Annotated in this window: 12 protein-coding genes; 1 reads left to right on the top strand and 11 read right to left on the bottom strand. The window is 64.6% G+C overall.

Features of this window, described 5'->3' with window-relative positions:
* Nucleotides 1–108: 108 nt before the first annotated feature.
* The 11 genes from M3B90_RS02880 to lysA all read right to left on the bottom strand — a co-directional run bounded on the left by M3B90_RS02880 (nt 109) and on the right by lysA (nt 12,009).
* On the bottom strand, nt 109–528 hold the full coding sequence (locus M3B90_RS02880) for a hypothetical protein (RefSeq protein WP_259888549.1): 420 nt from the start codon (nt 526–528) through the stop codon (nt 109–111).
* Complete coding sequence (locus tag M3B90_RS02875) at nt 525–1,649, bottom strand: glycosyltransferase family 4 protein (protein WP_259888548.1); 1,125 nt, start codon at nt 1,647–1,649, stop codon at nt 525–527. Before M3B90_RS02875 ends, M3B90_RS02880 begins: the two co-directional genes overlap by 4 nt.
* Entirely contained in the window at nt 1,646–2,464 is an 819-nt protein-coding gene (locus tag M3B90_RS02870; protein ID WP_259888547.1) for an L-threonylcarbamoyladenylate synthase, read from the bottom strand. The genes M3B90_RS02875 and M3B90_RS02870 overlap by 4 nt, the downstream gene beginning before the upstream one ends.
* Entirely contained in the window at nt 2,461–3,471 is a 1,011-nt protein-coding gene (locus tag M3B90_RS02865) for a HemK/PrmC family methyltransferase (protein ID WP_259888546.1), read from the bottom strand. Before M3B90_RS02865 ends, M3B90_RS02870 begins: the two co-directional genes overlap by 4 nt.
* A 6-nt stretch (nt 3,472–3,477) precedes the next feature.
* Entirely contained in the window at nt 3,478–4,575 is a 1,098-nt protein-coding gene (prfA, locus tag M3B90_RS02860) for a peptide chain release factor 1 (RefSeq protein WP_259888545.1), read from the bottom strand.
* A 104-nt stretch (nt 4,576–4,679) separates the two neighbouring features.
* Nucleotides 4,680–4,892, bottom strand: coding sequence for a 50S ribosomal protein L31 (gene rpmE, locus M3B90_RS02855; RefSeq protein WP_016664822.1), 213 nt, complete (start codon nt 4,890–4,892; stop codon nt 4,680–4,682).
* A 156-nt stretch (nt 4,893–5,048) separates the two neighbouring features.
* Complete coding sequence (gene rho / locus M3B90_RS02850) at nt 5,049–6,923, bottom strand: transcription termination factor Rho (protein ID WP_259888544.1); 1,875 nt, start codon at nt 6,921–6,923, stop codon at nt 5,049–5,051.
* 277 nt (nt 6,924–7,200) lie between these two features.
* The gene (thrB, locus tag M3B90_RS02845) at nt 7,201–8,130 is read right to left on the bottom strand and encodes a homoserine kinase (RefSeq protein WP_259888543.1); all 930 of its coding nucleotides are present in this window, start codon (nt 8,128–8,130) and stop codon (nt 7,201–7,203) included.
* Nucleotides 8,127–9,209: a threonine synthase gene (thrC, locus tag M3B90_RS02840; RefSeq protein ID WP_259888542.1), complete on the bottom strand. Its 1,083-nt coding sequence runs from the start codon at nt 9,207–9,209 to the stop codon at nt 8,127–8,129. Before thrC ends, thrB begins: the two co-directional genes overlap by 4 nt.
* On the bottom strand, nt 9,209–10,573 hold the full coding sequence (locus M3B90_RS02835; protein WP_259888541.1) for a homoserine dehydrogenase: 1,365 nt from the start codon (nt 10,571–10,573) through the stop codon (nt 9,209–9,211). Before M3B90_RS02835 ends, thrC begins: the two co-directional genes overlap by 1 nt.
* 23 nt (nt 10,574–10,596) lie before the next feature.
* A complete protein-coding gene (gene lysA, locus M3B90_RS02830) occupies nt 10,597–12,009 on the bottom strand; it encodes a diaminopimelate decarboxylase (protein ID WP_259888540.1) in 1,413 nt (470 codons plus the stop codon).
* A gap of 162 nt (nt 12,010–12,171) precedes the next feature.
* On the opposite strand from lysA, the gene M3B90_RS02825 reads away from it, so the two are divergent.
* A complete protein-coding gene (locus M3B90_RS02825) occupies nt 12,172–14,430 on the top strand; it encodes a bifunctional alpha,alpha-trehalose-phosphate synthase (UDP-forming)/trehalose-phosphatase (RefSeq protein WP_259888539.1) in 2,259 nt (752 codons plus the stop codon).
* Nucleotides 14,431–14,602 lie beyond the last annotated feature (172 nt).

Genomic DNA, 14,602 nt, shown 5'->3' with positions numbered 1-14,602 from the left:
TGCCGTGCACGCGCTCTCAGCACCCGTGCAGACTTCGCCGCTTTTCGTTCAGCATTCTGCATCAATATAGCAGAGGACGGGCCGGGTTTTTGACTCAGGGTCAGCGCGCTAGACCTCAATTTTCGGGCGCGTACGCGCGAGAAGCACACCTTCGACCGCGATCGGCGCTACTGCCCCGAAGAGAAGCGCAATTCCCACCCACTGCATGGACAGCCAAGGCTCACCGCGCAGCACGATCAGGATCAGAATCAGCACGATCATCTTGAGTGTCCACGTGAGCAGCACGGTGCCGAACATGAGAGTGGGGTTTTGCTTCACGCCCCAGTAGGCGACGATGAGCGACGGCAGGGTAATCACGAGCGAAAGCCCCGCCCCCACGAGCGCACCGTTGCGTGCATGCGTGTCGAACCCCAGCCACGCGACGAGCACGACGATCGCGGAGATCACGATGCCAACGAGGACCGAAGTGACCGCGCCTTTTTGCACGAGGGCGTTGTTGTGCGCACGGTTCTTTTCGGCGGTGCTCATGCGTTGTTCTCCACGTCCTGGGCTTTACGGGCGCGTTTGAGCGCGCGCAGGGGGTCAAGGGTCACGACTATAGCCACGACGAGCGAGCCGATCCAAATGATCGTCGCGGTCTTCGCTTCGAAGAATACGGGGGCGAGGAGGCACAGGCACACGAGCGCCGTCCAGGTGTACATAATCAGCACGGCGCCGAGTTTCGAGTGGCCGAGATTGAGCAAGCGATGGTGGAGATGTCGGCGGTCGGCGTGAAAGGGCGACTTGCCGCTTCCCACGCGCCGCACGACCGCGAGCACCATGTCGAGAGCGGGCAAGATCATGACGCCCACGGGCATGAGGATCGGCAGCAGCTGGCCGAGCGCATCGGCTGGCGCGAGGCGCGCGGGATCGACCTGGCCCGTGACGGCAATCGTGGCCGAGACGAGAAGGAGGCCAAGGAAGAGGGCACCCGAGTCCCCCATGAAGATGCGCGCCTTCGAGAAGTTGTGCGGAAGAAAACCGAGGCACGCCCCGATCATGACCGCAGTGATGAGAGCCGCCATCGAGGAGTAGTCGGTCGAGGAGACGTCGCGGGTGAGGAGGTACGCGTAGATGAAGAACGCCGCCCCGCCGATCGCCATGACGCCCGAGGCGAGGCCGTCGAGCCCGTCGATGAAGTTCACGGCGTTCATCGCCGCGACGATCACGATGACCGTGAGGATGAGCGACGAGCGCGCCGAAATGAGAGTGAGCCCTCCGATCGGGAGGGTCGTGAGCTGCACACCTTGGGAGGTGACGAACAATGCGATGAGAACCTGGCCCGCGAGTTTCGTGAGCCAGTCGAGGTCGAACTTGTCGTCGAGACCGCCGAGCAAACAGATGAGCCCACCCGCAATGAGGATCGACCACACCTTGAAGGAGCCGCGGAAGACGGGCTCGAGGAACGGCACGTTTGAAGAAAGGAGCATCGCGAATGCAACGCCCGCAAACATCGCTACTCCTCCAAGGCGTGGGGTGACTTCCTGATGTACGTCTCGTGCACGTACCGCGGTCATCGCGCCGATGCGTCGCGCCACGACGCGCGCCGCGGGAGTCACGAGGTAGGTGACTGCCGCGGCAATGAGGAGAAGGAAGAGGTAAACCCTCAAGCGTCGCCCTTATCCTCGCCGGCAGCGAGCTGATCCTCCGCCTTTTCAGTCGCGAGGCTCGTTGCTTCGGAAGACTCAGTCTCAGGAGCCTCCACGGCTTCGCTATTTTCCGACGTCGGCTCAGCTTCCGAGGTGGACTCAGGTTCCGCGGGTACCTCAGGCTTCTCGGGGGTGAAGATCTCGCCGAACTTTTCGACAATCTCTTCCTCGCTCAGTGCACCACGGCGAAGGATCTCGGGCGGGTTCACAGTCGCGTCAATGATGGTGGACGATTCGCCGATGCGTGACTTGCCTCCATCGAGATACACCTCGACGGCATCCCCGAGTTGCACGGCCGCGTCCATGACGCTCTTCGCGGGATCACCTCCGTGCTTGTTCGCACTCGAAACGGCAAGCGGGCCAGTCTTCTTAAGAAGGGCGATCGCAGCCTCGTGATCAGGCATACGAAGCGCGACCGTTCCCTTGGTCTCGCCGAGATCCCAGTGCAGAGACGGCTGCGCCTTAACGATCACGGTGAGCGCACCGGGCCAGTATTCCTCAACGAGATCTTCGATGATCGGCGGGATGTCGAGGCCGAGCGCGTGCATGACGTTCGGGTCCCCGATGAGAACGGGCGGGGGGAACTGTCGGCCACGACCTTTCGCATCGAGAAGCGCCTGAACGGCGTCCTTGTTGAAGGCATCGGCCCCAATCCCGTACACGGTGTCGGTGGGCAACACGATGAGGTGGCCATCCTTAACGGCGGTGGCAGCGGCCTCGAGTGCCTCGTCGCGCGTGGATTCGTCGGTGTAGTCGTAAACGCTCACGTGCGTCATTCTCTCACTTGTTGTGCTCGGCGCGCCACGAGGAAGCGCTCGCGCGCCGCGAGGTCGCGCTCGGTGCGGACCGTGTCAAAGTGCCCAGATACTTCGGCGAGCGCGCGTGTCGCCTCGCCCTGGCTTTCGTCGTGCTCCATCACGAGAAGCCCCCCGGGGCGTAGCGTGAGTGCGGCGAGCTCGATAACGGCGCGGGGAACGTCGAGGCCCCTCTCCCCTCCCCCAAAGAGCGCTTCGTGCGGGTCGAAGTCACGAACCTCGGGGTCTGCGGGAATGCTTTTTTCGGGGATATAAGGCGGGTTCGCAAGCACGAGGTCGAGCGGTCGCTCGGGAACATATGTGCGCACGAACTCGCGCAATTCGTCGTCTGCGGCGGGAAGCTCGGCCTGGAACACGCGGTACCGGCCGGGGCCAGCGCTTTCGCAGTTCCTCCGGGCGAGGTCAACCGCACGTGCGTTCACATCGAAGGCACTCACGCTGGCCGCGGGGAATTCGTCAAGGAGCGCAGCGGCGAGAGTTCCGCTTCCCGTGCAGGCATCGAGGGCACGAAGAGGGTCCGACGCCTGCCGTCCCTCCTCGCGCACCCAGTCGTGGGCGATGTCGAGCGCCATTTCGGTCTCGGGCCGCGGAATGAAAACACCGCGCGCGGTCTCGAGAGTGAGTCGGCGAAAGGGCGCTCCGCCGAAGATCAATTGGAGGGGCTCACGCTTTTCTCGGCGCGCGAGTATCGCCTCAAGATCGGACTCGAACGTTTCGGGCAGGTCGTCGAGGAGCACGAGAGAGGTGCGCGCACGCGCGGCATGGGCCACGATGAGCCGCGCCTCCGCCTCAGCCGATTCGATACCAGCAGCCTCGAGTCGCGTGCGGGCATCGCGACGAGCAAGAGCCACGCGCTCGGACACGCGGGGTTCGCCGGAATCACGGCGAGCACTACTGAGACCTGAGGCATCGCCGGGGGCGAAGCAACCGTCGGAACCGCCCGAGCTTGACGTGCCGTGAGAGCCCATGCCCTGTTACTCGTTCGGGCCCGCGGCGGCGAGCATTGCCTCGCGATCGGCATCCATGAGCGACTTCACGACCGCCTCGAGATCGCCGTTCAGTACCTGATCGAGGTTGTTGGCCTTGTAGCCGGTGCGGTGGTCGGCGATGCGGTTCTCGGGGAAGTTGTAGGTTCGGATGCGCTCGGAGCGGTCCACGGTACGCACCTGGGAACGCCGAGTCGCGGAAGCTTCGGCCTCCTGCTCAGCGTGCACTGCGTCGAGCAAGCGTGAGCGGAGAATGCGCATGGCCTGCTCTTTGTTTTGGAGCTGGCTCTTTTCGTTCTGGCAGCTCACGACGAGTCCCGTGGGGAGGTGCGTGATGCGCACAGCGGAGTCGGTGGTATTCACGCTCTGGCCTCCGGGGCCGGACGAGCGGTACACGTCGATGCGCAAGTTATTCGGGTGAAGCTGCTCGGCAAGGAACTCGTCCTCATCCGCCTCGTCAGCTTCGGGTACCACGAGAACGCCCACCGCCGAGGTGTGGATGCGGCCCTGAGACTCGGTCACGGGCACGCGCTGAACGCGGTGCACACCGCCCTCGTACTTGAGGTGCGCCCACACGCCTTCGGCGGGTCCCACATTGCCGCGCGTGCGAATCGACATCGAGAGATCTTTGTAACCGCCGAGATCGTTCTCGGTTTCGGTGATGATCTCGGTGCTCCAGCCATTCCTCGTCGCGTAGGCCTCATACATGCGCACGAGATCCGCGGCAAAAAGGGCAGACTCATCGCCGCCCGCCCCGGCCTTCACTTCGAGAATCACGTCACGCGCATCATTGGGGTCGCGCGGGGCAAGGAGATCTTCGAGTCTCGCCGTGAGTTCCTCGCGCCTCAATTCGAGGGATTTCGCTTCCTCCGCCATCGAGGGATCCTCCTCGGCGAATTCGCGCGCCGTCTCGAGGTCCTCCCCCGCCGCAAGCCATTCGCGGTACGTGCGCACCACGGGGCCGAGCTCGGCGTAGCGGCGCCCCACGCGCTTCGCCTTGTTGTGATCGTTGTGAAGCGCGGGATCAGCCATCTGCTGTTCGAGGGCCGAATATTCATCAACGAGCGAGGACACGTTCTCAAACATGAGGGTCTTTCTTGGCGTGGTGGGGCGGGCGTGGATGTTTTACGTACGCGAAAGCGGCGCCGGCATCCCACATGGAGGCGGGGTGCCAGCGCCGCTTTGAAAAGCTACTTCTTGCGCTTACCGTAGCGTGCTTCGAAGCGGGCCACGCGGCCACCGGTGTCAAGAATCTTCTGCTTGCCGGTGTAGAACGGGTGGCAGGCCGAGCACACCTCGGAATTAATCTTTCCGTCGGCCTTCGTGCTGCGGGTCACGAACGTGTTGCCACAGGTGCAGGTCACCGTGGTCTCCACGTATTCGGGGTGGATCCCCTTCTTCATGCGATATCTCCTTTTCGATCATGGCCGCTGGGTCGGCTCCGCGGTGCGGGCCGTGAACCAGAACCGCGCTCCAGTTTCCCACGAAAGGAAGCCGAAGCTCCAGTGCGCGGCCTGTAACTCTGCTTACAGGCCACGCACCACAAACGTGGACCCGAGCTACTCTCCCTGGCGGGGAACTTTCGGGGTGGACTTTGAAACAGCGAGCAGGAACTCTCCGTTGTTCTGCGACTTCTTGAGCCGCTCGAGGAGGAGCTCTATCGCCTGCTGCTGCTCGAGCTGGCTGAGCACGCGGCGAAGCTTCCACATGATGGCGAGCTCGTCGTTGCCCATGAGCTCTTCTTCGCGGCGCGTGCCCGACGCGTTGACGTCAACAGCCGGGAAGATACGACGCTCGGCAAGCTTGCGGTCAAGCTTGAGCTCCCAGTTGCCGGTGCCCTTGAACTCCTCGAAGATCACTTCGTCCATCTTCGAGCCGGTGTCCACGAGCGCGGTCGCAAGGATCGTGAGCGAACCGCCGTTTTCCACGTTGCGGGCCGCACCGAAGAAGCGCTTCGGCGGGTAGAGCGCCGAAGAGTCGACACCGCCCGAGAGGATGCGGCCCGAGGCGGGGGCCGCGAGGTTATAGGCGCGGCCGAGGCGGGTGATCGAGTCGAGGAGAACGACCACGTCACGCCCCATCTCCACGAGACGCTTCGCGCGCTCGATCGCGAGTTCGGCAACGGTCGTGTGATCGTCGGCAGGGCGGTCAAAGGTCGAGGCGATGACCTCACCCTTGACCGTACGCTGCATGTCGGTGACTTCCTCGGGGCGCTCGTCGACGAGCACAACCATGAGGTGAACCTCGGGGTTGTTCTGCGTGATCGCGTCGGCGACTTGTTGAAGGATGATGGTCTTACCGGCCTTCGGCGGCGCCACGATGAGGCCGCGCTGGCCCTTACCCACGGGGGCAACGAGGTCGATGATGCGCGGCGTGAAATTGGTGGCCTTGTTCTCGAGACGCAGGCGTGTATCGGGGTATAGCGGCGTGAGCTTGTTGAACTCGACTCGGGCCTTCGCTTTCTCGGGGGTCATGCCGTTGACGGTGTCGACGCTCACGAGAGCTGCGAATTTCGAGTGAGCTTTGTTGCCCCGCCCGCGACCGCGACCGCGACCGCCGCCACCGTGGTGGAAGTCTTGCTGGCGCTGCTGCTCTTCGCCGTCCTTGGGTGCCTTCACCTGGCCCACGATCGCATCGCCCTTGCGCAGGCCGTACTTGCGCACCTGGTTCATCGACACGTAGATGTCGCTCGGGCCGGGCAAGTAGCCGGTTGTGCGCACGAATGCGTAGTTGTCACGGATGTCGAGGATTCCGGCGACCTTGACGAGCACGTCGTCTTCGCGGACCTGCGGTTCGCCATTGTTGTCGTTGTCGCGGCGGTTGCGGTTGCGGTTACGGTCGCGACCGCGCGAGCGGCGGCTGCGTCGATCGTTGTTGTTGTCGTCACCGTCGCCCCGGTTGTTGCGGCGGTCGCGGCGGCCTTCGCCATCGCGGTTCTTCTGATCGGAGTCGCTGCCGCCCTGCCCACGATCGTTATGACGGTCGCGACGGTCCTCGCGATCGCCCTTGCGGCGCTCACGAGTCGCTTCCGAATCGGGGAGTTCGATGTCTTCGACACGACGCGGGCGGTCGCCTCGACGGCGGTCTTGTCGCTCGCTGCGCTCGGTGTTCTCGTCGCCGTTAGTGCGCGCTGCGGCACCACGATCGGCTTTCTCGCCCTGGGGATCGCGAGTCTCGCGCTTCGACCTCTGCTCGTCGTTGGGCTTTTCGCCCTCCTTCTTGCGCGAGCGCGCGGGCTGCTCTGCCTGCGCGACATTCTTATCGCTACCGGTGCTCGCGGGGGCCGAGGGCGTTTTGCCCGTACGGATAGCTTCGATCAGCTCGCCTTTGCGAAGCTTGCGCACACCGCGGATGCCCATGGAAGTCGCGATGGCCTGAAGCTCTGGAAGCCTCTTTGCCGAAAGCTCGGCGGCGTCGGTGTAGTTGTCGTTCACCCGGGGTCCTTTCTGAGGTGTGTGTCCCGTGGTTGTTCTCAATTTCGTGAGATGACTGTGCTCTTTCGGGGAAAACCGCGCGCTCGGGCGCTAGGGCGGGAGGCAAGTCACGCTTTCACGCCGAAGAAGGGGCACCAGTCGGTGTCAGGAATGCTCGACCACCTTGAGAATGACTCGTATGCGAGAGCCTACCGCCAAGGGAAGGATTGTGGCTTTGCACGGGGCAGTGTGCCAGCCTTCAACGAGGGCGGGGCCACGATCGCGCGGCCGAGCAACCTCACGATAACACAGTGCGAATGCCCTCTTGTGCAAGAGGCACTCGTGCAAGGCGCCAGTCGTCCGGATCCTCGACCACTTCGCTCACGGTGCGCGCGATGTCGCTAGGGGCATCGACGGGGATAAGTACCGTCGGGCCCGCTCCCGAGATCACGGCGGGCACGCCCTGAGACCGCAATACGTGCACGAGACCCACGCTTTGGGGCATGTGGCTGCTGCGGGCATCCTGGTGAAGGCGGTCGGCGGTCGCCGCGAACAGGCGCGCTGGGTCTTCCGCGAGCGCGTGCACGAAGAGCGCTGCGCGCGCGATGTTGTGTGTGGCGTCGCTTCGGCGCACCTCGGGGCTCAAAATCGCGCGGGCCGTCGCGGTCGACAAGGCGCTGCTCGGGGAAATGATGAGGGGGCGAAGCGCGGGGCGGCCGTCGACGGCGTTCGCGACGCGCAAGCGCACGGCGTGGGCGTTTTCGCCCTCCATGTAGCCGAGGCAGACGCCGCCGAAGATCGCGGGAGCGACGTTGTCGGGGTGTCCTTCGATCGAGGTGGCGATCTCGAGCATCGCCTGGTCGTCGATCGCACTTGGGTCCTGGAGGATCGCCCGCGCGAGCGCAATCCCGCCCACGATAGCGGCGGCGCTCGAGCCGAGGCCGCGGCCCTGAGGAATCGCATTCGTGCACGTGAGGCGCACGCCGATCTGGGGCGCGCCGACCAATTCGAGGCTTTCGCGCAGGGTGCGCACCACGAGGTTCGTGTCGTCCTCGGGCAGCTCCCCCGCGCCCTCGCCGCGAATGAGGACTTCGGTGGGTCCGGTCGTCACGTCGAGCGTGTAGCGGTCGCGTAGTTCGAGAGCGAGGCCGAGGCTATCGAAGCCTGGGCCGAGGTTCGCGCTCGTGGCGCACGGCTCGACGCTCACGCGCTCCCGCGTGATTCTCACAGCCCGATCGCCTCCACAGCTGAGGCCAGATCGGCGTCGATGAGGCTTTTTTCGATGTCCCGGTCCCCGAGCGCGGTAGCCGTGTCTTTGAGGCCGTTGCCCGTGACGGTCACGGCGATCTTTGCTTCGCGCGGGATCGACCGCTTCTCCCCGCTCGCGGTGCGGCCCTCGCGCTTGAGCTTGAGAAGTCCCGCGACCGGCGCTGCGGAGGCGGGCTCCACGAAAGTACCCACGTCGGCGGCAAGAAGCGCCTGTGCTTCGAGGATCTCGGCGTCGCTCACCGCGGAGATAAGGCCATTCGAGTCGTCGCGCGCTGCGCACGCTTTGTCCCACGAGGCGGGGGCGCCAATACGGATCGCGGTCGCGAGTGTTTCGGGGCTTTCAACGGGACGGCCCGCGACGAATGGCGCTGCGCCCTCAGCCTGAAAACCCCACATCTGGGGAACGGACTCGCTCACGCCCCGGTCGAAATATTCGCGATACCCCTTCCAGTAGGCCGTGATGTTTCCGGCGTTGCCCACAGGAAGCGCGTGGATGTCGGGCGCGCGGCCGAGGGCGTCGCACACCTCGAACGCCGCGGTTTTTTGCCCCTCGATTCGATAGGGGTTCACGGAGTTGACGAGCTCAACGGGATAGTTCGCACTCATTTTTCGGGCGATCTCGAGGCAGTCGTCGAAGTTGCCGCGCACCTCAAGGAGTTTCGCGCCGTGCATGATCGCTTGCGCGAGCTTGCCCGCCGCGATCTTGCCCTGTGGCAGGAGAACGGCGCACGTCATTCCCGCCCGCGTCGCATAGGCCGCGGCGGATGCCGAGGTGTTGCCCGTCGAGGCGCACACAACTGCTTTGACCCCGTCACTCGCGGCCCTCGACATCGCGGCGACCATGCCGCGATCTTTGAAGCTGCCCGTGGGGTTCATGCCCTCAACCTTGATGAAGACCTCGGCCTCGAGAATCTCGCCGAGCGCTGGAGCATGCACGAGCGGCGTGCCGCCCTCGCCAAGGCTCAGGATCGTGTCGTCGCTCGTGAACGGGAGGTACTCGCGGTACTCCTCGATCACGCCTCGCCACTGGTGGGCCATCACTTCTCCCCTTCTACTCGCACGAGCGCGCCAACGCTTTTCACGTCGTCAAGCCTAGCGAGGTGGTCGAGGGCTTCGCTCATCGCGCTTTCGCGGGCGCGGTGGGTGACGATGCCGATGTGGGCCGTGCCCTCTCCCCCTTCCTCGCTCGACGCCAAAGCGAGGTCCTGGTGGATCGTCGCGATCGAGATTCCCGATTCGGAAAGGGCGCCCGCGAGGCGCGCGAGCACGCCAGGCCGGTCAACCGTCGTGAGCGAAAGGTAGAACGCGTTTTCGAGCGCGTCGATGCTCATGGCCTCGAGCGGCTTCTCATTCGCCGTCTCTCCGAGTGCGAGACGCTCTCCCCCACTCTTCGAGGCGAGACCACGCGCGGCGCATACGAGGTCACCAAGCACCGCCGAAGCCGTGGGCGCGCCTCCGGCGCCCTGACCGTAAAACATGAGCTCGCCCGCGTATTCCGCCTCGACGAACACCGCGTTGAAGGCACCGTGCACGCCCGCGAGCGGGTGCGAGAGCGGAATCATCACGGGGTATACGCGCGCGCTCACGCGCTCGGTGCCGTCATCCTCAATCCGCTCAACGATGCTCAGGAGCCTGATGACGCGCCCGAGGCGCCCCGCGGCGGCGATGTCCTCCGCGGTGATCGACTCGATCCCCTCGACGTGGACGTCGTGGAGACTAAGGCGCGTGTGGAAGGCAAGGGAGGCGAGCAGCGCCGCTTTCGCCGCAGCATCAAGGCCGGCCACGTCAGCCGTCGGATCCGCTTCCGCGTACCCGAGCTCCTGAGCTCTCGCGAGCGTGGTGTCAAAGTCCCCGCCCTCGCGCGTCATGGTGTCGAGAATGAAGTTGGTGGTGCCGTTGACGATACCAAGCACGCGCTCGACCCGGTCGCCCTCGAGGCATTCGCGCAGCGGGCGGATGATGGGCACGGCTCCCGCAACGGCGGCCTCGTAGAACAGGTCGACACCGTGGCGCGCGGCGGCGGCCTGGAGCTCACCTCCGGCTTCCGCGAGCAGGGCCTTGTTGGCGGTCACGACGCTCGCCCCGCCCTCGAGTGCCTCGAGAATGAGGGTCTTCGCGGGATCGATTCCACCCATCAGCTCGAGCACGATGTCAGCGCTTTTTACAAGAGCGTGCGGATCCTCTACGTAGAGCGCCGTGTCGATGTGCGCCGCGCGCTTCTTGGACGTATTGCGCACGTAAATCCCGATGACCTCGAGCTTCGCCCCTGCCCTGTGTGCGAGGGCATCGGCGCGCGTCACGAGGGCACGAAGAACGTCACCTCCGACGGTTCCCGCGCCCAAAACTGCGACTTTAAGGGGCGCTTCCTCACGGGTCTGCAGGGTGGTAGTTGACGTGGTCATGGCTCTCTTTCTTGGTGCAGGGATTAGCCGAGGTCCCTCGCGAGGAGATCCTCGAGGGTTTCGCGCCTGATCATTTCTGTCACTTTCCCGTTCTTCACGGAGACGACGGCGGGCCTGAGCGCACTGTTGTAGTTGGAGGCAAGCGAGTAGCAGTAGGCGCCCGTGACGGGCACGGAGATGAGGTCGCCGCGCTCCACGTCACCGGGCAGGTATTCGTCTTTCACCACGATGTCGCCACTTTCGCAGTGCTTGCCCACGACGCGCACGATGCGCGGTTCGACCTCGGAGGTGCGGCTCGTGAGCAGGCACGAGTAGTCGGCGTCGTAGAGGGCTGTGCGGATGTTGTCGCTCATGCCGCCGTCGATCGACACGTACAGGCGCTTTTGGCCTGCGCCAAGCTCGACGTCCTTGATCGTTCCCACCGTGTAGAGGGTCTGTGTGGAAGGGCCGGCGATCGCGCGCCCTGGCTCAAAGCCAAGCCTCGGGACCTCGAGGTCGAGGGCGCGGCACGAGTTTTCCACGATCGCGGCGAGCTGCGTGGCGAGCTGCTCGGCCGTGCGCGGCGTGTTCTGGGTCGTGTACATCACGCCGAAGCCGCCGCCGAGAATGATGTGGGAAAGCGGGCGGTCGATCGCGCCCTGTCCTTCCTTCGCGAGGGCGAGCACGCGCCGGGCCGCGACTTCGAAGCCGTTCGTGTCGAAGATCTGCGAACCGATGTGTGAGTGGAGTCCATCGAGCGTGAGCGCTTCCTCGGCCTCGACTCGACGGATCGCTTCGAGGGCCTCCCCCGTCGCGATCGAGATGCCGAACTTCTGATCCTCGTGGGCGGTCGAGATGAACTCGTGCGTGTGTGCCTCAACACCCGAGGTTACGCGCAGCAGCACGCGCTGGCGCGTGCCATGCTTTGCAGCAATGTTGCTCACGCGCTCGATCTCCTCGAGGGAGTCGATTACGAGGCGCCCCACGCCGGCTTCGATCGCGAGGGAAAGCTCAGCATCGCTCTTGTTGTTGCCGTGGAAGGTGAGCCGGCTAGCGTCGGACCCCGCGCGCAGCGCGATCGCGAGTTCCCCGCCCGAGCACACATCGAGCCCGAGCCCTTCTTCGCGCACCCACCGCGCAACCGCAATCGAGAGGAATGCTTTGCTCGCGTAGCTCATTTCGACTCCGGCGAGCGGCGCGAAGGCCCGCTCGAACGTCTCGCGAAAAAGGCGTGCGCGAGAGCGGAAATCGTCTTCATCGATCACGAAGGTGGGGGTGCCGAACTGCTCTTTAATCGCACTAACTCCTACGCCCCCGATCTCGACCTCTCCGTTCGCGTTGCGCGTAGTGGTCTTGCTCCACAGCCCTTCGATGAGGTGGTTGACATCGCTCGGGTAGGGCAGCCACTGGGGAACAAGATCGTTGCCGTGGAGCGCTCCCGCTTCGTGTGCACGCATCTTCAACTCCTTCGCATCGAGAAAGGCACTGCGTGCATAACATTAGGTTTCTTCGCCGGAGCGTCTCACGCGCGTCCACTGTGAAAGACGTGAGACTCCCCGCCGTCGCACATCCGCTGTTGGTAGCGTCAAGGTGACGTTCGTGCTGACTAAAGGAGCATCATGGCCCGCGCCTCCCTCGTTGTCGTTGCCAATCGCCTTCCTGTTGACCGCAAAACTGCCCCAGATGGTTCGACCGAGTGGGTGACGAGCCCCGGCGGCCTCGTGACAGCGATGGAATCGGTCATGCGCAACGCGGATTCGGCAGCGTGGGTTGGTTGGGCCGGCGGCGCTGACGAGGACATCGCCCCGTTCGACATCGACACGATGCACCTCGTACCCGTAACTCTCACGGCGGAAGAGGTCGAGAAGTATTACGAGGGCTTCTCGAACGACACGCTGTGGCCGCTCTACCACGACGTGATCGCCGACCCGAACTTCCACCGTACGTGGTGGGACGTGTACGTGGAGGCAAACCGCAAGTTCGCGAAGGCTGCGGCTGCCGCGACCGCCGAGGGCGGCACGATTTGGGTGCACGACTACCAGCTGCAGCTCGTTCCCGAGATGATCCGCAGTCTTCGCCCCGACGTCACCATCGGTTGGTTCAACCACATTCCGTTCCCGCCGTTCGAGCTTTTCGCGCAGCTCCCGAAGCGCGACTCGGTTCTGCGGGGCCTCCTCGGCGCGGATCTGCTCGGCTTCCAACGCGAGCGCGACGCCATCAACTTCACGACGTGCGTGCGCCAAATCCTCGGCTACCGCACGAGCGAGCACGAAATCGTTGTGCCGGGGCTCGGCCTCGAGGACGACCGCACGGTTGAGGCACGCTGCTTTCCCATTTCAATCGATGTGAGCGTGTATGACGAACTCACGAAGGATCCCGCCGTGCTCGAACGTGCGAAGGAGATCCGCGAGCAGCTCGGCAACCCGAACAAGGTCGTTCTCGGCGTTGACCGCCTCGATTACACGAAGGGCATCCGCCACCGGCTCAAGGCATATGGCGAGCTCCTCAATGACGGAGCGATCGACCCGCACGAGGTCACGATGATCCAGGTCGCGACCCCGTCGCGCGAGAGGGTCGACGCCTACAAGCAGCTGCGCGATGAGATCGAGCTGACCGTCGGGCGCCTCAATGGTGACTTCGCCCCGATTGGCCGCCCCGCGATCTCCTACATGCACCGCACGTTCCCCCGCACCGACATGACCGCGCTGTACATGTGCGCGGATGTGGTGCTTGTGACGAGCCTTCGCGACGGCATGAACCTCGTGGCGAAGGAGTATGTAGCTTCCCGCATCGATGAGCGCGGGGTTCTCGTGCTTTCGGAGTTCACGGGCGCCGCCGACGAGCTGCGCGCCGCGACCCTCGTGAACCCGCACGACATTGACGAGCTCAAGTCGGCGATCCTCCACGCTCTCGCGATGAGCGAGGAGGAGCAGCAAGACAACATGCGTTCGCTTCGCCGCCAGGTTTTCGATCACGATGTGCAGCGGTGGGCGTCGGACTTCCTCGAGGCGCTCGAGCGCGTGGGTGGGGATCGCGGTGCGGAAGCCAGGAAGGCTCCGGCCCGCCCCACTCTCAGTTCCGACGCTTGCCCGCCTCGCGCCGAGCTCGATTCTGCACTCGAGGCTCTTGCGGCAACACCGCGCGTGCTGATCGCTTCAGATTTCGATGGCGTTCTGGCCCCGATCGTGGAGAACCGCGACGAGGCGTGCGCCCTTCCCGGGTCGCTCCAGGCGCTTCGTTCCCTTTCGGGCCTCGATGGCACGAACGTGGCGCTCGTGTCGGGCCGTTCCCTCGAGGATCTCGATTCGCTCACGGAAATGCCGAGCTCGGTTGTGCTGATTGGCTCGCACGGCGCCGAGGTTGGGGCGCTTCCCGACAGCATGGACGCGGGGATTCTCGATTCGTCGTCGCTTTCGATGACGGATGAGCGCCGCTCGCAGCTCGCCTCGATCACGGCGGCCCTCGAGCGGATCTCCCGCAAGTACCCCGGGACTGACGTCGAGAAGAAGCCGACCGCGGCCGTGCTCCACACACGAAACGCAAAGGGCCGCGGCGCCGCGAACGCGACCGAAGAGGCCCTCGAGTACGCGCGCTCAATCCGCCACGCGAAGGTCACGCCCGGCAAGGCCGTTGTGGAGTTCTCGGTGATCCCCGCGACGAAGGGCGAAGCGATCGAAGCTCTCGCCCGTGCGTGTGCGTGCGACGCGTGGCTCTATCTCGGCGACGACGTCACCGACGAGTCCGTGTTCAACCGCGCAAGCGACAACGATCTCACGATCAAGGTCGGCCCCGGCGAAACCGCCGCCCGCTTCCGCATCGCCGACCCCGAAGAGGTCACGGAGCTGCTCGCGCAGCTGCTCGCGAAGCGCGCGGGGTAAGGCGGCCGCGACACTTTAGGGCCTAAAGTGTCACCGTCAAGGCGTTCGTGAAACTTTAGGCCTCAAGGTTTCACCGCTCGCGTTTGACCATTCGCCTAGTAGTTCTGCATCGCGTACGTCGCGACGCGCTCGAAGAGCACCCCGTCAACGGGAAGAGCGTTTGCGACGAACT

Source organism: Dermabacter sp. p3-SID358 (assembly GCF_025147465.1).
Taxonomy (GTDB): domain Bacteria; phylum Actinomycetota; class Actinomycetes; order Actinomycetales; family Dermabacteraceae; genus Dermabacter.
This window is presented reverse-complemented; position numbering and strand designations above follow the sequence as displayed.